Annotated in this window: 24 protein-coding genes; 3 read left to right on the top strand and 21 right to left on the bottom strand. The window is 66.9% G+C overall.

What is annotated here, in order from left to right:
* Window positions 1-980 precede the first annotated feature (980 nt).
* Window positions 981-1,442 carry a site-specific integrase gene (locus IBX22_RS37120; protein ID WP_194820538.1) on the top strand — a complete coding sequence of 154 codons (462 nt, stop codon included), beginning with the start codon at window positions 981-983 and terminating at the stop codon, window positions 1,440-1,442.
* A 517-nt stretch (window positions 1,443-1,959) separates the two neighbouring features.
* Here the strand turns inward: IBX22_RS37120 and IBX22_RS37115 are convergent.
* Window positions 1,960-2,310: a hypothetical protein gene (locus IBX22_RS37115; RefSeq protein ID WP_194820537.1), complete on the bottom strand. Its 351-nt coding sequence runs from the start codon at window positions 2,308-2,310 to the stop codon at window positions 1,960-1,962.
* Window positions 2,311-2,331: 21 nt separating this feature from the next.
* Window positions 2,332-2,664, bottom strand: coding sequence for a hypothetical protein (locus IBX22_RS37110; protein ID WP_194820536.1), 333 nt, complete (start codon window positions 2,662-2,664; stop codon window positions 2,332-2,334).
* Between the two features lie 117 nt (window positions 2,665-2,781).
* Between IBX22_RS37110 and IBX22_RS37105 the strand changes: the two genes are divergently transcribed.
* Window positions 2,782-3,414 carry a helix-turn-helix domain-containing protein gene (locus tag IBX22_RS37105; RefSeq protein WP_194820535.1) on the top strand — a complete coding sequence of 211 codons (633 nt, stop codon included), beginning with the start codon at window positions 2,782-2,784 and terminating at the stop codon, window positions 3,412-3,414.
* On the top strand, window positions 3,393-3,725 hold the full coding sequence (gene cutA / locus IBX22_RS37100) for a divalent-cation tolerance protein CutA (RefSeq protein ID WP_194820534.1): 333 nt from the start codon (window positions 3,393-3,395) through the stop codon (window positions 3,723-3,725). The genes IBX22_RS37105 and cutA overlap by 22 nt, the downstream gene beginning before the upstream one ends.
* Here the strand turns inward: cutA and IBX22_RS37095 are convergent.
* The 19 genes from IBX22_RS37095 to IBX22_RS37010 all read right to left on the bottom strand — a co-directional run bounded on the left by IBX22_RS37095 (window position 3,722) and on the right by IBX22_RS37010 (window position 16,911).
* A complete protein-coding gene (locus IBX22_RS37095; RefSeq protein WP_194820533.1) occupies window positions 3,722-4,306 on the bottom strand; it encodes a hypothetical protein in 585 nt (194 codons plus the stop codon). The genes cutA and IBX22_RS37095 overlap by 4 nt on opposite strands.
* Window positions 4,307-4,315: 9 nt before the next feature.
* Window positions 4,316-5,665 (bottom strand): hypothetical protein, encoded by a 1,350-nt coding sequence (locus tag IBX22_RS37090; protein ID WP_194820532.1) that lies wholly within the window; start codon window positions 5,663-5,665, stop codon window positions 4,316-4,318.
* 3 nt (window positions 5,666-5,668) lie between these two features.
* On the bottom strand, window positions 5,669-7,516 hold the full coding sequence (locus tag IBX22_RS37085; RefSeq protein WP_194820531.1) for a hypothetical protein: 1,848 nt from the start codon (window positions 7,514-7,516) through the stop codon (window positions 5,669-5,671).
* Between the two features lie 123 nt (window positions 7,517-7,639).
* Window positions 7,640-7,933 (bottom strand): hypothetical protein, encoded by a 294-nt coding sequence (locus IBX22_RS37080; RefSeq protein ID WP_194820530.1) that lies wholly within the window; start codon window positions 7,931-7,933, stop codon window positions 7,640-7,642.
* 1 nt (window position 7,934) lies between these two features.
* Window positions 7,935-8,309: an HK97 gp10 family phage protein gene (locus IBX22_RS37075; RefSeq protein WP_194820529.1), complete on the bottom strand. Its 375-nt coding sequence runs from the start codon at window positions 8,307-8,309 to the stop codon at window positions 7,935-7,937.
* On the bottom strand, window positions 8,309-8,725 hold the full coding sequence (locus IBX22_RS37070) for a hypothetical protein (RefSeq protein WP_194820528.1): 417 nt from the start codon (window positions 8,723-8,725) through the stop codon (window positions 8,309-8,311). The genes IBX22_RS37075 and IBX22_RS37070 overlap by 1 nt, the downstream gene beginning before the upstream one ends.
* Window positions 8,726-8,736: 11 nt before the next feature.
* Complete coding sequence (locus IBX22_RS37065; RefSeq protein ID WP_194820527.1) at window positions 8,737-9,093, bottom strand: hypothetical protein; 357 nt, start codon at window positions 9,091-9,093, stop codon at window positions 8,737-8,739.
* Entirely contained in the window at window positions 9,093-9,428 is a 336-nt protein-coding gene (locus IBX22_RS37060; protein ID WP_194820526.1) for a hypothetical protein, read from the bottom strand. Before IBX22_RS37060 ends, IBX22_RS37065 begins: the two co-directional genes overlap by 1 nt.
* A gap of 12 nt (window positions 9,429-9,440) precedes the next feature.
* A complete protein-coding gene (locus IBX22_RS37055) occupies window positions 9,441-10,958 on the bottom strand; it encodes a hypothetical protein (protein WP_194820525.1) in 1,518 nt (505 codons plus the stop codon).
* The gene (locus IBX22_RS37050; protein ID WP_194820524.1) at window positions 10,955-11,236 is read right to left on the bottom strand and encodes a hypothetical protein; all 282 of its coding nucleotides are present in this window, start codon (window positions 11,234-11,236) and stop codon (window positions 10,955-10,957) included. The genes IBX22_RS37055 and IBX22_RS37050 overlap by 4 nt, the downstream gene beginning before the upstream one ends.
* Window positions 11,233-11,364, bottom strand: coding sequence for a hypothetical protein (locus IBX22_RS38120; RefSeq protein WP_255526633.1), 132 nt, complete (start codon window positions 11,362-11,364; stop codon window positions 11,233-11,235). Before IBX22_RS38120 ends, IBX22_RS37050 begins: the two co-directional genes overlap by 4 nt.
* Complete coding sequence (locus tag IBX22_RS37045) at window positions 11,361-12,023, bottom strand: M15 family metallopeptidase (protein WP_194820523.1); 663 nt, start codon at window positions 12,021-12,023, stop codon at window positions 11,361-11,363. Before IBX22_RS37045 ends, IBX22_RS38120 begins: the two co-directional genes overlap by 4 nt.
* Window positions 12,020-13,051, bottom strand: coding sequence for a phage portal protein (locus tag IBX22_RS37040; protein ID WP_194820522.1), 1,032 nt, complete (start codon window positions 13,049-13,051; stop codon window positions 12,020-12,022). The genes IBX22_RS37045 and IBX22_RS37040 overlap by 4 nt, the downstream gene beginning before the upstream one ends.
* A 321-nt stretch (window positions 13,052-13,372) precedes the next feature.
* Window positions 13,373-14,794 (bottom strand): terminase, encoded by a 1,422-nt coding sequence (locus tag IBX22_RS37035; protein ID WP_194820521.1) that lies wholly within the window; start codon window positions 14,792-14,794, stop codon window positions 13,373-13,375.
* On the bottom strand, window positions 14,730-15,137 hold the full coding sequence (locus IBX22_RS37030; protein WP_194820520.1) for a hypothetical protein: 408 nt from the start codon (window positions 15,135-15,137) through the stop codon (window positions 14,730-14,732). The genes IBX22_RS37035 and IBX22_RS37030 overlap by 65 nt, the downstream gene beginning before the upstream one ends.
* Window positions 15,138-15,163: 26 nt before the next feature.
* Window positions 15,164-15,574, bottom strand: coding sequence for a hypothetical protein (locus tag IBX22_RS37025; protein ID WP_194820519.1), 411 nt, complete (start codon window positions 15,572-15,574; stop codon window positions 15,164-15,166).
* 6 nt (window positions 15,575-15,580) lie between these two features.
* A complete protein-coding gene (locus IBX22_RS37020; RefSeq protein WP_194820518.1) occupies window positions 15,581-15,844 on the bottom strand; it encodes an HNH endonuclease in 264 nt (87 codons plus the stop codon).
* A complete protein-coding gene (locus IBX22_RS37015; RefSeq protein ID WP_194820517.1) occupies window positions 15,841-16,140 on the bottom strand; it encodes a hypothetical protein in 300 nt (99 codons plus the stop codon). The genes IBX22_RS37020 and IBX22_RS37015 overlap by 4 nt, the downstream gene beginning before the upstream one ends.
* A gap of 555 nt (window positions 16,141-16,695) precedes the next feature.
* Entirely contained in the window at window positions 16,696-16,911 is a 216-nt protein-coding gene (locus IBX22_RS37010) for a hypothetical protein (protein WP_194820516.1), read from the bottom strand.
* Window positions 16,912-17,100: the final 189 nt, after the last annotated feature.

The raw sequence follows: 17,100 nt of genomic DNA, 5'->3' as shown, positions 1-17,100 counted from the left end.
GGTGCGCCATCAGGGACTCGAACCCCGAACCCGCTGATTTGGAGCCTCACTTTTCCTCACCTGCCCTTACTGATACCGACGCCCCCGACCATGTTGGAGGCTGTCAAGTAGACCAGATGGTATCGCCCGAAATTGCGGACAACTTGCAGCAACACGCACCCGGGGGTCGGTTTTCGGAAATTGATCCGCCTGCCTTGTTCCTCGTTCGGGATGAGCGGAATGCGTCGTCCGCTGTCAACGAATCGTTGACACCGAAGCGTCGGGCGGCGGCCCGCGTCGGCGGTTCGGACTATCAATCGCTTGCGGAACGTGTGGGTCGGCGCGTCGCTTCGGCCGATCCAGAAGCGTTGGCGGACCTCGTTTTAATACGCGATAGCTTCGACACGGCTATTGCTACAGCGGTTGCGGGTCTGCGTGGGGCAGGATTCTCTTGGGCGGAGATAGCAGCGCCGATGGGTATCAGTCGTCAAGCCGCGCAACAGCGTTGGGGCTAGGGGGAGTGGTAGCTAATGAGTGGCTGTAACGAAGTTGAAGTGTCAAGTGATCTTGAAACCATGCACGGTCATGGTCTATGTACGGAGGCCGGGCGCGCAACTGCCCCGAGCCTCAAGGTTTTAGGCACGCCGCTTCCGAAAGGGTGGGTTCCAGCGCTCGATAGCTTTCGAGTTGCATTGCAAGCTCAGGGAATTGCTCAGTCATCAGTCGACCTGCACACCTACCATTTGCGAAGACTGGCACGCAGTATCGGCTTGCCAGACCCGGGGAAAGTTACGGGTCAGCACCTTATTTCGTGGGCCGGTCGGCAGGTTTGGGAGACAGATACCAGGCGGAGCTACTACCAGAGTTTCCGCAAATTCTGGGACTGGGCCCCCGGTGCCGGTATTGCCCTCGAGAATGCCGCCGCGGAATTGCCGCCGGTGAAACCCAGCCCGCCTAATCCCAAGCCGACACCGTACGGGGTCTATAGGGAAGCTCTGGCATTGGCTGAGCCGCGTGAGCGGTTAATGCTGCGTTTATCGGCCGAAGCGGGAATGCGGCGTGGTGAAGTGGCGCAGGCGCATTCGCGCGATCTGGTCGAGGATGACGACGGCTGGTGGATCACAGTGCACGGGAAGGGCGGCAAGGAACGCATGGTGCCCTTGCTGGACGACCTGGCGAAGGAGTTGCGGGCGCTGGGTCGTGGCTACTTCTTCCCCGGCAGATACGGCATCGGCCACTTGACGGCGGCGTACGTCGGCAAGCGTGTTCGTCAGCACCTGGACGACGCGAACACCATGCACAAGCTGCGGCACATGTTCGGCACCCGGACGTATCGGGTGCAAAAGGACGTGTTCGTGGTTCAGGAACTTCTCGGACACGCCAGCGCCGACACGACGAAGCGCTACGTGAAGATGAGACACCAAGACCTGCGCTCCACGGTCGAGGCGGCAGCGTACGACTAGGGAAGCGTGAAGAGGTACGGCCACATGCCCCGGCGGGCATGTGGCCGTACCCTTTGGGTACGCGGGTCAACCGAACGCACCCTCACGCCGATTTGCGTGCACTCTTGGGCGGTTCGACTGGGATCGTCGGGGGCGCAGCCGATTCGGGCGCGTTCACGACGGTCGTCATGGGACGATATCTAGCGGTCGGAATTGGCCGACCAGTTTGGGAAGGTTGGAGGATCAAATGACTGAGACATCCAGCGGTGACGAAACGAGCAGCAGGTCTATCAAGGAGAGCGGCCTCGGTGGAGTGTTCTCGTGGAGTGCCGACCATGACAGCGGCCTTCTGTCAAATGCCACTCGAGAGGACGCGGACGACGAAGAAACTACTTCCTGACTTGCTGGAATGATCTGTAATTCCGCATTGAGCGTGGTCCGAGATCCAGTTCGGGCACAACAACGGGCCCGCCCCGGCTAGGGCGGGCCCGTTCACGTTGGCCGGGGCTGGTCGCTGCTCCGGCCGTGGTCGGTGTGTCTAGTAGCCGTGCGCCGACAGCCACGCCTCCTGTTCGGCCTGGTGGAAGGTGCGGTCGTCCCCGTAGTTCTCCGTCGCGATATGCAGCGTGCGGACCTGGCTCCGAACCGCTTCCCATAGCGTCTCCTCGTAGCCGGGCAGCCACTCGATCACCTGGGCGAGCGTCGGATACGTTGCTGGGCCAAATGCCAGACGACCAGCTGGTCGTCCGGGCATGGGGCTATCGGCGATGCCGTCGACCCAACGTCGCGCAGGCCGCCCGGCGCTGGGGTCGTCAATGAACATGATCCGGGGTACTCCGTCGCGGACGTCCCAGGTCACCTGCATGTCGCCTACGTCGGTTTGAAACACGAGCGTTCTCCCTGTGGAGTCTTAGAAACCGTTGGCGGACAGCGTCTTTTGCCAGTCGTAGTGCCGCGCGTACGTCTTGAACGTCAGGGTGTCGACCAAAATGCACTGTTCGGTCACCGCCCGCATACTGCCCCCGAGGTGTGCCAGGTACGGCACGAAAACCGCTTCGGCTTCGACCTTCTGAATCGCTTGCACCAGCTTCAGTAGGGGTGTGTCGCAGAAGGCGGGAATCAGTAGCCGGCGCGCGATGTCGTAACCCCACATCTGGCCGAGGGCCACCATCTCGCGCTCGTGTCGCTCGTGATCCTTGCCCGACAAGTCTTTCAGTTGGTAGGTCACTGCTCGTTTCTTCATTGTGTACGCCCCCTTCAAAGGGTGACAGAATTGTCTTGTTGGGACAGATATGTCACCCAGGATACGACCGGACGCCCGGCTTTGCGCGGGTTCGGTGAGACGAGAGAGGATGAAGCGGTGAGCAGTACAGGCGATGTGATCCGCCGGTCTCGGGAGGCGAAGAACCTCAGCATGGAAGCGCTGGGCGCGGCGGTAGGCGTCGACAAGCGAACGATCTCGCGCTACGAAAACGGCGAGTCCGAGCCGTCCCTGTCGACCGCCGCCGCGCTGGCGGCGGTTCTCGAGGTTTCACTGACCGAGCTGGCGGGCATGGAGCCGCAGGGTCTGGACTTGACTGGCCGATGGTGGGCGGCGTGGCAAACATGGATGGATGAGGTCGAACGGATTGACGTCCACCCGTTGACAATCGCGCAGGACGGCGCGGTGCTCGCTATCGACGGATCGCGTGCCCGCAGCGTCACCGAGGGAAGCTACGAATGGCGCGGCGAGATGCGGCTATGGGATGGCGAATCCGTGATGGGCTGGTACGTCGCGACCGATGGCGCTGTGCGGTCAAAGGGCGCACTGTATTTCGCATTGCACCCGCACGGCTCGCACATGGTCGGTTCGTGGGTTGGCCTGAGCCAAGCGGGATTGGTAATCCGCGGGTGGGGTGCGATCGCCCGCGAACGTGACCATGTCGAACAGGTGATAGCGGAACTGGTCGCCACTGATGGAAACTTGCGGACATGGCCAACGAGACCGAACTAGTAGATGTGTCCGTCACTGCGTCCGACCCGGAGTGGTTGGCTGAGTTCACGCGGCGGCTGGTGAGTGACCGGCTGGCAGCGTGCGGGAACATCATTCCCGGTATCCGCTCGATCTACCGGTGGGACGGCCAGATTCACGACGACGGAGAGAACCTCGTCGTCCTGCACACCCGGCGGTCGCTCGTGCCGGAGATCATCGAGCGGGCGAACGCGGAGCATGCCGACGACACACCGCAGGTCCTCGCCGTCCCGGTCGTTGATGTGCACCCGGGCTACCGGCAATGGGTGCTCGACTCGACAAAATCTGACTAGGGTATGGCGCGCACGTAGGTCATGGTCAGCCGCCCGCGTACGTCGGCGAACATGGTTTGACCGCCGCTTAGTGTGCCGCCGCTGTCCTGCGTAACTAGCAGGCGCACAACGTCATTCACTGCCAGGCGGCGCACACCGGACGCCATGACGACGTTGTCCCAGCTGTTGGCGTTCTCGGCGCGCGCGAGGATGGAACCGGCGCTGGCTGTTGAGTTCTTGGTGATCTTCAGGGCCCGGCGGCCGGTGCCGTTCGCGGCCCAGGTCCAGACGGCTTCGATCAGGTAGAGGCCAGCAACTCGGCACGTGAGACCGGCGGTCGAGTACTGGGCCTGTCCGCCTGGCGCGGAGTCCCACTCGGCGGCCTGCCACGTCACCAGTGTGTCGGTTGCGTTTGTGGCGTTCATGCCGGAGGTGCGGACCGCCGAGGCGGTGGGCGGCGCGCCGGAGCCCGGGGGGATGGTCGCGCCCGAGAAGGTGGATTCGATGGCAGTGGCCAGCGCTTGCACCTGTTGTGCGCCTTGCCAAACCGGATCGGTTTGGGTGGGGTAGGGCCAGTGGTACAGGGGTGTTTCGCCGGGCATGCTGGCCTCCTAGGACGGTAGATAGACGCCGGGGTGGGTGAGGTAGCGGAAGTCGTTCCAGGTCACTGAGGACGCCAGTTCGTGGGTGGCGTTGGTCCGCCAGTGCAGGGCTTGGTCGAGGTCGTTCCAGATGACTTGGGCGGTGGCGTTGGTCTTCCAGATGTATTGCAGCGTGGTGCGGATGATCCATCCGCCGTCGTATTCGATGGTGCCGCCGATGATCGCGGCCACGGGCACGATGTTGGGAAGCCAGGCCGAGTAGATCGAACCCGAGATGTACACCGCGCCTTGGGTTTCAGCGGCGAGGGTGAACACTTCGGCTTCGGCCTGAGAGTGGAACCCGTGGGTGCGGCGAGTGTCCCAGGTGACCGGCGGGTGTTTGGGTAGCGCTCCCTCGTACTGGCCGCGCGCGAGGACTTCAGTCACCATGGGGTCAATGTGGACGCCGTTGTCTATCCAGCTGGTGAACTGAACAGTCCTGCGCCCGTTGGTATCTCCCTCCGAGGTCTGCACGACGGTGGTCACATCCGTGCCGCCGCTGGGTGCCTCCTTCCACCCGACTTGTACGCGGGTGACCACTGAGTTCGGGGCGAGCTGGATTCCCTCGTCGGTCGAGGTCTCGCACCCGGGCAGGCCGGTGCCCTTGTAGACCTGGGAGTCATAGTTGATGTTCGACGCCTGCACGTAGACCAGGCCGTCTGGCATCTGGACCAGGAAGATGTTCACCGCGTACGAGCGGCGGTACAGGTGGCGAACCACGTTGGTGTGTGGGTGGTAGCTGTAGGTGTCGCCCATGGACATGTAGAACTCATCGGCCAGCGAATGCAGGTCGCGGCCCTTGATGTCGAGGGGCCAGCACTGGATATTGACCGACCCCGGGTAGAAGTAGAACGCTTCGATCTCCGCTGGCGCCGCTGCGGTCGCGATGCGGTTGGCTCGGGTGATCATCGTTTCGGTGGGCCAGGTGCCCGGCGACATGACGATGTTTCCCATGTCGGCGTCCTTGGCAGCCGCGGTAATCGAGATGATCCACGCGCCCGGTGTCGAGGCCGGCCGCGCCACGGCACCTGTCACCCGCCCGGCAAACCAGCGTTGGCTGGTACCGCTGGCGGTGTGCTCCCAGTGCAGCGAAATGCGACGGCCTATAACCGATTTCGCGGTCACCTTCTCCGCCCAGGTGCCAGTGCGGTCGAGAATGGACAGCTGGGCGGTGCCGGGACGTGAGTGCGAAATGTAGTCGTCGCGCCCCCAATCGACCTTGATACCGGCCAGCGCCAGGGGCGCGGTGCCGATCAGGTCCGCGTCGCACTGCACGCGCTCACCGTCGAAGACGATGTACGGCGTCGGGTTGAATGGCATGGCTCAGCCCACCCGCAGGTCGATGGCGGCCGATGCGCCCACGGTGATGTTCCGTCCGCGTAGCAGCCGTTCGATTTGCAATGCCGTGGCTTGCGGGTCGACCGCGCCGGACACGTTGATGGTCACGTTCGTGATCTGGGGGGGCGGCCCGGCCGAGGCGGCAGCGGCCCACCCCATCAGCGGCGGCGCGGCGGCGGCCAGCTCGGGGCCGGGCGCGGCGAAGGTGTCGAATCCCTGGGGCAGAAACCGCATGAACGCGTTTGCGCCGGTGGAGATCCCGACCAGCTCAGCGGCCGGGCCGCCGAAGAACCGCGACAACCACGACGGCGGCGACGGGAACCGGATCGAGCCCAGCAGACCAATCAGCGATTGGACCGCGTTCACCACGGTCTGAATCGCGGAGGCGATCGCAGCGAAGGCCGAGCGCGCGGCGCTGGCGGCTCCCGATACCCAGCCCGGTATCCGGTCGACGATCGAGCCGAACAGCTCGAGGCCCGAATTGACGTATCCCGCAACGATATTCGCCAGCGAGGTCATGGCGTTGACCAGAGCAATCGTCATCGGCGCGGCCAGAATGAGGCCCTGGACGACCAGCGGCAGCAGCTCGGCGGCGAACCGCGCCACGGTCGGCAGCAAGGGCAGCACGGCCACGAGCAGGTCCGCGAATGCCTGCACGAGTTGTTCCAGGGTGCCGGAGCTGGCCAGGGCCGTAATCGCCTGAACCAGTGATGTTCCGATCTGGGTCGCGATTTGCTCGATCACCGGGGCGAGCCGGGCGAACATATCCGCGACGGTCGGGAGGATCTGCACGAGCGCGCCGGAAAGGGCCTGGGCTACGGCGGCCCAGGCGGGGGCCAGTGCGGAGATGAGCTGGGCCAGACCGCCCGCGAGGATGCCCGCCAGCTGAGCCAGGGGGCCGATCAGCGGGGCTACGGCCGCCATGACGTCGGCTAGGGCGGTCGCGATCAGGGGAAGGGCTCCGGTGCTGACGATGGCGTCCAGGGCTTGCACGAGCGCACCGCCGATCGTGGCGGCCATGCGCTCGAAAGCAGGTGTGATGCTGGTGAGTACGGTGCCCAGGCTGGTGAAGATGCTGCCCAGCGCCGGACCGACCACCGCGCCTAGTCGGGCGAACAGCTCGACCAGGGGACCGAGGAAGGCCGAGATGCCGGAGAGGGCCTGGGCGAAACCATCGAATAGTCGGGTCAGTGTGCCGTCTGCGGCCAGGCGCGAGAATGCCTCACCGATCGAGGCGAAGACGCCACCGAAGGCAGCGCCGATCTTGTCGGCCACGGGCGCGGCGGCCGCGCCCAGATCGAGCAGACCTTGTGTCAGCAGCGCCAGGCCGGGGCCGAGCGCGGCGATGAACTTCTGTGCCCCGGCTAGCAGGGTGTCTAGGGCGGCAGCGCCGGGGCCGGCTAGCTGACCGACGACAGCGGCGAAGACTCCCGAGACCGCCGACGCTATGCCCTGCATGGCCGGGGTGATGCGATCCATGAGCCCGGCCAGTTGCTCGAAGGCGGGCCGCATTTCGCGCGCGAAGGTGCCCGACACGGCTTGTTTGAGTCGGGCCAGCGCCGGGGCCGCCGCGCCTGCGGCTTGCTTGATGCCCTCCATGCCGAGGGCGATTGCGGCCAGCGCGGGCGCGGCGAGCAGGCCCAGGCCGACGAATCCAATGCCTAGGTTGCCGACCGCGCCGATCGCGAACGCGATGAGGGAGGTCACCGCGGCTACCTTGTGGACGGTGGAGGCGAACCCGCTGACCGCGCGGGAGGTGCGCTCGAGTTCGCGGCGCGCGTCGGAGCCGTCGCCGACGATCCGTACCGACAGGATCGCGGTGCGTCCGGCCATCTGCCTACCCTTTCGCTCGTTGCGCGTTCTCCTCCAGCACCGCTATCGCGGTGGCTATCACGTCATCCGGTTCCGAAAGCCATTGCGAGGGAAGCGTGTTCGTCGCAATAGCCAGTTCGACTATCAGTCGTTCGACGGAACCGGATTCGTAGGGCACACCTCGTCACGCTCGGTTTCCGCGACGGCGGCGGCCTGGGCCACGAACTCGTCCCAGCCGCCCGCGAACGCGCCGGTGCGGCGCAGCGCGGCGAAGGCCAGGAACGTCACGAACGTCAACGGGTCGTCCTGGGGTGCGTCCCACTTGTGAGTGCGCCGGGTACGGGCGTAGGCCATCTGGTCGGCCACCGTGGTTTGCACGTCTAGGTGCTCGGTGCCGTCGAGCATTTCGACGTTCAAAACGATTCGCGCAATTGCCATTTCAAATTCCCCTGACTTGGTCGAGTAGTTCTTTGCTGCGGCGCTCGTAGAGCTCGACCCATTCGGACTCGGTTTCCTGGGCCGCGCGGGTCACGAACGGGTTGGCTTCGATGCCCCGGGCGGGCCAGCCCCAATGGATCGGGTTGGCGTAGGGGGTGGCGGTGTTGCCCATCCGGATCACACCGGCACGGGCGGTACCCGAGACGCGGACCGTGCCGACCAGACGGCCGGTGCGACGCGGCCCGATGATCCGGGCACGCGCGGCGGCCAGTTCCGCGCCGTCCTTGTGCAGGTCCTTCAGGTCGTCCATGCCGACCCCGGCCCGCTTCAGCGTGCGCTGTAGCTGGCTGGACCCGTAGACGCGTGCGTAGGGCATTACGGCGTCGGGTCGTAGGGTGCGGGCTGGCCGACCAGCGACCATTCCACGTCGGAGGTCGGGCGGGTCTTCACGTCGCCGCCGATCGCCAGCGGGTCGACGGTGAGCACGCCTTGATAGCCCTTCTCCAGGGCGGTGTTCGGAACGAACTTGAACGGCACCTGTTCGCCCGCGTGGGTCAGCGACCATTCGTTGATGCCGCCGGTGGTGAGGTCCTGCACGATGGTCGCGTTCAGCGCCCACGAGTAGGTCACCTCTCCAGGCACCACGTCGCCGCACAGGGTGTTGAGGTCGTCCTCTTTGTCCTTGTCCGGGGCCAGGGTCGCGGAGGTGATCTGGCATGAGATGTCGATCAGGCTTCCGACTTCGCCGAGGGTGAGTGTGCCCGGCCCCATCTTGTAGCTTTTGACAGGCATTGCGTTGTCTCCTAACAGGTTTCGATGTTCACGGTCAGGCGGAACGCGGGCAGTGGGCCGCCCCCGCCGGGCAGGGTGACCGCTTCCGACAGCGAGGTGTCGGCGTCGGGTTCCAGCACGGTCAGCGCCTTGTCCAACAGGTCGGTGAGCGTCCGATACGCCTGGGGCGCACCGGAATCCGGAGCGATCAGATAGATCTCCACGGCGACGGTGCCGCCCCCGCCCAGCAACTCATGCGCGATAGAGCGGGCGACCACCCAGGCGCACGGCGGATTGAGGTCGCGAGGGTCGACGGCCGCGCGAACACCGGCTGCCTTCAGTTCGTCGGCCAGGCCGTCGAGGATCTGGGCGATATCGAACGTGGCCATCAGCCGACCACCGGTCGCGCGTAGGCACCGATCCCCAGCAGCTGGCCCACGTCGGGGTCGTTGCGCTGCACGTAGATCGGACCCAGTTCGCCGAAGCTCTCGACACCGGCGGGGGAGTTGCGACGCCGGAACACCCGCGCCGCGAGCATGACCGCACCCTGGCGCTTGGTCTCAGACCAGACGGCCGGGGACACCGGCGCACCGAACCACTCGACCATGAGCGCGTTCACCGCGTTCACGGTCGCGGTCAGCGTGGCCTCATCGCCGATGTCATCCAGCCGGAGATATGCCTTCACGGCGGCATCGGTGGCCGGGGCCTGGACGGGTGCGGTCATGGCCGGAACTCCTTACGGCGCCGGGGTGATGGTGACTTTTGCGATGCCCTTGGCGTTGTGCAGCAACGTCGCGTAGTAGCCGAACAGGGCACCGTCGCGGCCACCCTTGGCCAGCTCGACCGCTTCCACCCGGATCGGGGAACCGGCGAGTTCGTAGAACGTCGCGGCCGGGCGTGCGCCGACGACGACGGTTCCGGCCGGGACGAATTCGGAATCCACGAAGTTGCGGGGGTCGATACCCAGCAGCTCGAGGTAGGCCGGTACGTCGTCGTTGGTGAGGTCGAGCAGCGCTTCCATGTCGGTCGGGTTGACCAAGACGTAGGACGCGCGGGCGCGGGCGTTGGTCTTCAGGTACGTGCGGCCCTTGGCCACGGCCTTCAGCAGGTTCGGAGCCGAACCAGCCGCGGTGGCCGATGCCATCGTGAAAGCTGCTGCCCGCTGGTCGGACTCGTAGGCGTAGGACTCGGCCATGGCCGCGAAGTACGAGGCGATGAATTCCTGGTCGTTGAAGTCCCAGAACTTGCGGTCGAGGTCGTGCGCACCTGCAAGCCGCTTGGCTTCCACCCCCACCGTTTCGGTGGTCGGGGTGTTCGTGGGAACCTCGGTCTTGTCACCGGCGTAGTCGTCCACCTGGGGCTTGACGACCCAGCGCCAGCCGGTCACCTTCCAGTGCGTCAGCGTGCCCGGATTGAGCAGCGGCACGACCACCCGTTCGTAGGCGACGCCCGACCACAGCTCACCCACCCAGCCGTCCGGCGAGACCCACGGGTTCGCCGATCGGGTGATGTCGGCCAGCGCGGCGTGCAACGTGGTGTCGCCCTGGCGGGCAGCGTGCAAGGTCTCGCGCACCTGAGCCCAGGTCATAGGGCGCGGTTCGGTGCGAGCGGCGTGCAGGCCGAACGGTGCGGCGGCCGGGGCCGGGGCAACTGAGGGCACCTGCACGGCCGGCGCTTCGGTCGGCTCCGGCGGGGGTGTGGTTGCCGAGGCGGTGAAGTCGGCGGCTGGTTCGGTGATCTCGGGCATGGTGTCCTCCTGGGTGGTGGGGTGATCGGGTCCGCCGCTGGCGGCTTGGACGGTGTGCACGCGGGCATCGGCGAAAGCAGGGATGGCGACCAGCGCCACGGCGTCGAGAGTTGCGGCCAGTACGCGCGTTCCGTCTGGGGACAGCCGCACCCCGGACAGCTCGACCGACAGGCCGTCGCGGATTCCTTCGGACGCGTCGGTCAGGGCCAGATCGCCGTCCGCGCCGGAGCCGACTTTGAAACTCAGCGCCAGCCCGGCCGGGGTGTCGCTGGCGGTGGCGACGTAGCCGACCGGGGTACCGGTGCCGTCCGGGCGGCGGTGGTCGCGGTAGAGCTTCACGCGCTTGAGATCGCTCGGTATCGCGATCGCTCCGGGCTCCACGGTCACCGCGCCGCGATTGGTGCGGCCCTGCACGCCGTAGGGCAGTGCAAGCCCGGTGATGATGCGCCGCTGTGCGTCGGCGCTCACGTCGGCGATACCGGCGACGGTGCACAGGATTTCGGTCATGACTGCCTCCGTGGACTGGACGGGGATTCAGCGGCAAGCCACGGCATGACGTGCTTCAACCACTCCTCCACTTCAGGGATGGCGAGTACGCGGGTGATGACGGCGTTACCGGCGAGTGCGACCGCGACGACGACAGCGGCGCGGGATTGACCGAGCTGGGCGACCAGCAGCGGGACCAGGGGGCCGAGGCCGACCAGCGTGGCAGCTGTCGACCGGGCCGCCGCTCGCGCTGGGTGCGCGCATTGCGTCGGCTGTTCGGGGGGCGGGGCACTACTCATCGCCTCACGAACTCCGGTCGGCGCTCGGCGAGCGCGTTGGTGATCGAGACCAGCAGCACGACAACCGCGCCCACCGAGATCAGCGCTGTGCAGGCCAGTGCGAATGACAGGTACAGCAGCCACATCATTTGTGATCACCGCCGCTCAGCGCCTTCACAACGCGATCCAGCTTCGCGGAGATCTCGTTGATATGGGTGTCCATGAACTTGACCATGTCTTCTCGCGAGACTGGCTGTCCGGCTTGGTTTTTGGTGATCTCACCCCAGATGTGCGCGGCGATCCGGTCCAGATCCTCATCGGTCAGTGCCATGTCGTCCTCCGGTCCGTAGATGCCGAGATGTCCGGCGTTCAATCGCGCGGCGAAGCGCGCCAATTCCTGTGCGTTGCAGCCGATTTGGTAGTGCATTTCGTCCGGCCACGAGCCCATCTCGCCCCAGTCGCGGCCCCAGAACACGGTGCCCTCGAACAGGTCCAGGCCCCGGCGCACGACGGCCACCTTGTCGGCGGGCATCGTGTAGTGCTTCCACGGGTAGCGCATGGCGTTGATGTCGATAGCGGTGCCGGACAGGTGGTTGGAGTTCCACACGTCGTTCGTGGCCGACCAGCCCCACTCGTCGCGCTGGCCGGGGTCGATCGGTTCGACGTTGCGGTGGTACCAGGCGGCCCAGCCCTTCAGGACCGTTGACACGTCACCGGCGCGCAGCTCGACCACGGCGCGGGTGCCGGGGACCGGGCCACGGTCCAGCTCGGACGCGGGGATGACAGGCCAACCGTTCTCGGTGTTCACTGGCGCACTCCTGGGGTCGACGGACTGGCCGCGCCCGGCGGCGAAGGGCGCGACGCACCGGGCGCGGCGGACGGGCTAGCGGCTGGCCCGCCCTCGTCGGGCACCTGCACGCGAATGGCAGGACCGACGAAATCCTCTGTGTCAAAAGCGATTCGGTGCCCACGGGTCACCATGTCGTCCATGCCCAGGCGCGCGGAGATCGCCGACATGTACGGGGCCAGGCCGTAGTCCACCAGCTCGGCGTTGCGGCCCTGGGTGGTCTCGTAGGTGAGCGAGGCCGTGGGGCCGGTCGCGTCGATCGAGGCGGCGGGCAGACCGGCAGCGCGCGCGATGTCGACAGCGGCGGCGTTGCGGCCCTCGATCAGCAGGTGCTCATTCGGTGCGCCGTGCTCGCGCAGCTCGATCGCGTTGTTGGTGTAGGCGACACCGCCGTTCGCGCCGCGCCGCGCGGCGGCCCAGGCGGCCACCAACGCGTCGATTTCGGCCTGGGGCATCGGGGCGTCGGTGGTCTGGTGTAGCTCGAGGTTCGGCGTCGGCGTCGAGGCGGCGGAGTCGGCGGCGGCGATCAGCTTGGCCGCGTGCCGGATCGCGCGCTGGGCGAAGTACAGCAGGCCCTCGTCTACGCCGGGGATCAGGCACACGTCACTGTCGGCGACCAGCTCCCCGTCGACCACGATTCGGCCTACGGTGTCGAATTCCCAGCGCTCCCAGGGGATTCGCCCGGCCGCGATCACCTGGCCCGCATCGTCACGTGACAAGCCCCAGAGCGACCAGCCGTAGAACAGCAGGTCATCCACCGTCCACAGCATTCGGTGAAACGGGCTCACCGGTCCGTCGGTGCGGTCGATCCAGGCCGGCTGCGAGGTCAGCAAGTCGTCGCCCTTGTAGGCGCGCAACGGCATTCGCGCGATGCTGCCCACGATGATCCGGCGCGCACGGGCCATGGCCGGGACGGTCATGGCCTCCAGGCGCGTCATCGGGAGCACGTTCTCCAGCCCCACCAGATCGGGCCAAACCACCTGATTCATGTGGTTCGGATAGGGCGAGAACGGTGAGGCAACCTGAACGGCATTGCTATGCGCCGCTGCCAACTCCGGCAGCGAGCGAATCGCCAGCAAGGACCGAATGAATCCCATGCCTTCGATCCTGCGCACATTTGCGACTCTCACGCCGCGACGCGACACGCGCAGAATCAGCAGCGCGTTTCACCGCTCGAGGGTCGTCGTAGTGGGCGGTGCGAGCGTGGTCACGCACGGCGCGGGCGTTCTGGCCGTAGGAGTCGCCAGCGAATCGCCAGCCACAATCGCAGACAGTCAGCACCATGTGATCGGTGGCATCGGTACGGACCCTCATCCGAAAACCACCAACGGCACGGCGCTTGGCGCGCCTTGATGATCCAGGGCGTAGGCGGCCAGCGCCCCGGCCTCCAGAGCGGCGATCGAGCCGGGCGAGCGCCGCGACAGCGCCACCGCATCACCCACCGGGCGTAGCGCCGCGATGTCGGCGGCGGCCGAGAACGCCGGATCGGTGCGGAACCGAATCCCTATGGGGCCACCGTCTTTGGGGTTCAGACGGTCGAGCAGGTTCGCCGCTGCGGCGGTGATATCGCGGATGCCGATCGGCAGCAACGTCACCCCGAGGCGGCCCAGTTCGTCGGCCAGGGTGCCCGAGGGGCCGTACTGGTCGACAGCTACGCCGTGGTTGCGGTGTCCGGCGGCCAGCTGGGCAAGCCGCGGTGCCGCCCAGGATGTGCCGGGGCGGCATTCGATCAGCTCGAGCACGGGCATTCCGTCGACCAGCGCGGCGGCCACGATGGCGGTTTCGCTGCGGTCGATCGAGACCGCCGCACCGAACGCGGGCCGGGCATCGTCGGGGAACGCGACCGCTGTCTGTGCCTCCTCCCAGCGCGGGAACAGCCGTTCCCCGGCACCGGTACGCCGGTTGCCGTAGGCGCGGGCGAACTCACCGGGCTTGTCGCCGAGCTGGTCTCGCGCCCGCTTGAGTGCGTCCATGTCGATGGTGTGGCCGTAGGCGGGGTGGTGGGCGGCCACCACGTCCAGGTCCAGCGGGTCTGCGGTCTCGGGAATCGACCACTCGAAATAGCACACACCCGGATCGCCGTCCCGCCCGCGATCCGAAAGGCCATGGAACCACGTGGAATTCGCGGTTCCCATGGTGGACAGGATGATGGTCTGGGCACCGGGACGGGTCGCCTGGGTGGGCACGATGGCTTGCATGAGGTTCGCGCCCTGGGCGTCGTCGAACACCCATCCCTCGTCGATGTCGTTGAGGTCGGACTGTTTGCCGTGCAGGGCGTCCACGGTCGGCGGGTGCGGGCGTAGCTCGGAGCCGGTGGCGAAGATCATCCGGGAGTCACCGGCACCCCATTTCACCGTGATGAGCGGGTTGAGCGGGGAGCGCAGCAGGCGGCCCGCCATCTCCCGCCACTGGTCGCGTGCGTCCTGGCCGGTCTGGGCGGTGTGCCAGGCGCGCTGGTTGGCGCGGAACACGCAGCGGTGCACGGCATTTGCCAGGACCAGGGTGGTCTTTCCGGACTGGCGCGGTACGGAGATGACCACGAGCGAATGCACGAACCGGCCGCGCTCGTCCACTTCCAGCGCGGTGTCGGCTACCTGGCGTTGCCAGGGCATGAGCGGCTGGCCCATGGCGGCCGAGACCTTGGCCACGGCCGGGCCGAAGGTGGGCCTACTCGGGTTGCGCGGAGTCGCGAACCGGGGCGGGGGCGTCAGGGGTTGGGGTAGCGAGTTCACGGAGCAGCTCCTCCAGGGTGTCGTGTTGCGCGGTAGCCCTGGTCTCGGGCGTCATCCGCAGTTCCTTCAGCGCGTCCAGCACCGGGCCGAGAAGCTTGCTCGGGCCGTAGGGCTTGTTCTGGGCCTCGAAGACATCCAGTGCCCAGGCACCGGCGCGCACGAGCGTCAGCGCGGCCTCGTCGGCGTCGACCAGCGCGTGGTCGTCGCGGGCCGCCTTGATCGCCAGTTCCACGGCCGCCGCGTGGCGGCCGGGCTGAGTGCGGACCACGGCATCGGTGTTCGGCAATTCCGGGAACATCGAATCCTGGCCTTGCTCAGGGGAATTCGTGGGTCGCCTGGGCATAATCGGGTCTCCTTGATCGGTGCCTATTAGGGCGTTTCGGTGGGTGCTCGGCTCGGCGTTCCTACCCCCGGTTGCCGGGCCTGGTCGGGAAAAAGGGAGGTGGGCGCGGTGGTGTCCGGCGGCCGAAATGCCAAAAAACTGGGAACTTTTGGGATTTCGGATTTGAATTCATTAGCGAATTCGCCCGATTGGGCGGGCCACAGGTCCGGGCAGTCCTGGCCTTGGATATGGCGGGCGTACAGCACCGCCCGCTGAGCCCGTGCGCGGGCCAGCGCAGGCCCGGCCAGGATGGTTGCGCTGTTGTCGTCGTCTACCCGCACGGTGCCGTCCTCGCTGGGCTCGATGTCCAGGGGTGTCAGCTGGGGCAGGGACCGGGTGATGCGCCATGCCAGCGGAGCACCACAGCCGTGGCAGTAGGTTTCGGCGTCGAGTTCCATTGCCGCTCACCACTCTCGGGACGGGGCCACGGTGGCGGCCTGGTAGCGGCGGGAGGCGAACCACTCGTGCAACCACATGTCGCCGCGCGCGGAGTTGCACGACTTGTGCGCTGGGCGCAGGTTGTCGAGTGAGTCCGGGCCGCCCTTGCTGCGGGGGATCAGGTGATCGGCGGTGGTGGCGCGGGGCCGCCCGCACAGGTGACAGGTGGTGCCGTAGGTGGCCAGGCACAGCAGCCGCAGAGCCTGGGCGCGGCGGCCGCCCCAACTCACGGCAGCACCTCGTCGGCGGGCAGCGGTGCCGGTGCGTCCGGTTCGGCGGCGGTCGGTGGCGGCCCGACGTGAGCGGGTGGCTTGCCGGGCCGGTCGCCGATGGAGACCAGCAGGACGCGGGCGAGTTCGCCGATGCGATCCGCGGGCTTGATCTTCCCCGGCCGGGCCAGGTTCGACGGGTCGGGCAGCGCGCCGGCCGGGCGGGTGCCCTCAGTTGTGGCGAGGCTCTGGGCGGCTCGTTCGAGGTGTGCGGCCAGCGCTCGTGCGCGTTGCGGGGTGTTGTCCGGAGTGGTCATAGCTGAGTTCTCCTGTCTATGGACCGATCCGGGGGCGTCTGAGCTACCACGGAGGGAGCGGCGGGAGCGTGAGGGCAGGGCGTACCCCGTACCGCTGAGGTACGGAGTGCCACCACGTCAGTCGCTTCGATCGGATCGGTTGGTGATGCACGCGGCCACGGGAATTACTCGCTGGGCCGCCGGGACTGGGATATTGCGAACGTCCGGTACGCCTGCCACGGCGTCCCCGTCCGAGTCCGCCTTTACCGGGTCGGACGCTCGCATCGGAATGGGTGCAGTGGCCCCTCTGACGGGCGACGACTCGGCGGGCTAGGCCGATCACCCGCATTACCCACGGGCGCACCGGGACGAGCTCGGCTCATCTCACGGCGGCATCACCCCTGGGGGCGGCCCAGCGGTCGACCGGCACAGGGTCGGAACCGGGGCTGTTGCGGCACTCGGCGCAGCGCCATACCTGGCCCGTAGGCAGTCGCGGAACGCGTGCTGTCGGGTGGTAGGGCCGCTGGCAGTGCGGGCAGCGGGGAAGGGGAGCGGTGCGGGTGACGCGAGGGGCGCTCATGACGCACCGCCGGACTCGAGGTCGTCGGCCAGCTCGCGCAGTGCCGCGACCGCGACGGCCACGGGCACGGGCACCGAGGATGGGGCGTCCTCGGTCTGGAAGGTGTGGGTGATCACACGGCCGGGTCGGTCGGGATCAGCGCCGAAGGTGATGACCGCCGACGCGTAGTAGACAGCGTCCAGCAGCTCGGCGGGCGAGACGTGCCCGCTCACGACAAAACCCCCTGTGTCGCGAACGACAAGGGGGTTTCAGGGCGGTCAGAAAAGCGGGCGTTTTCGGCTACTATGCGGGCATGACCGAACCGCATGGAGACAGGCTTACGCCTGCCAGCTACCGGAAAATTCCGGCACCGACAGACGATCGGTGCGCCATCAGGGACTCGAACCCCGAACCCGCTGATT

It is taken from the genome of Nocardia sp. XZ_19_385, from assembly GCF_015355755.1.
In the GTDB taxonomy this organism is placed as follows: Bacteria; Actinomycetota; Actinomycetes; order Mycobacteriales; family Mycobacteriaceae; genus Nocardia.
Note: the sequence above shows the minus strand (reverse complement) of the source record. Positions and strands in the feature narration are given on the sequence as shown.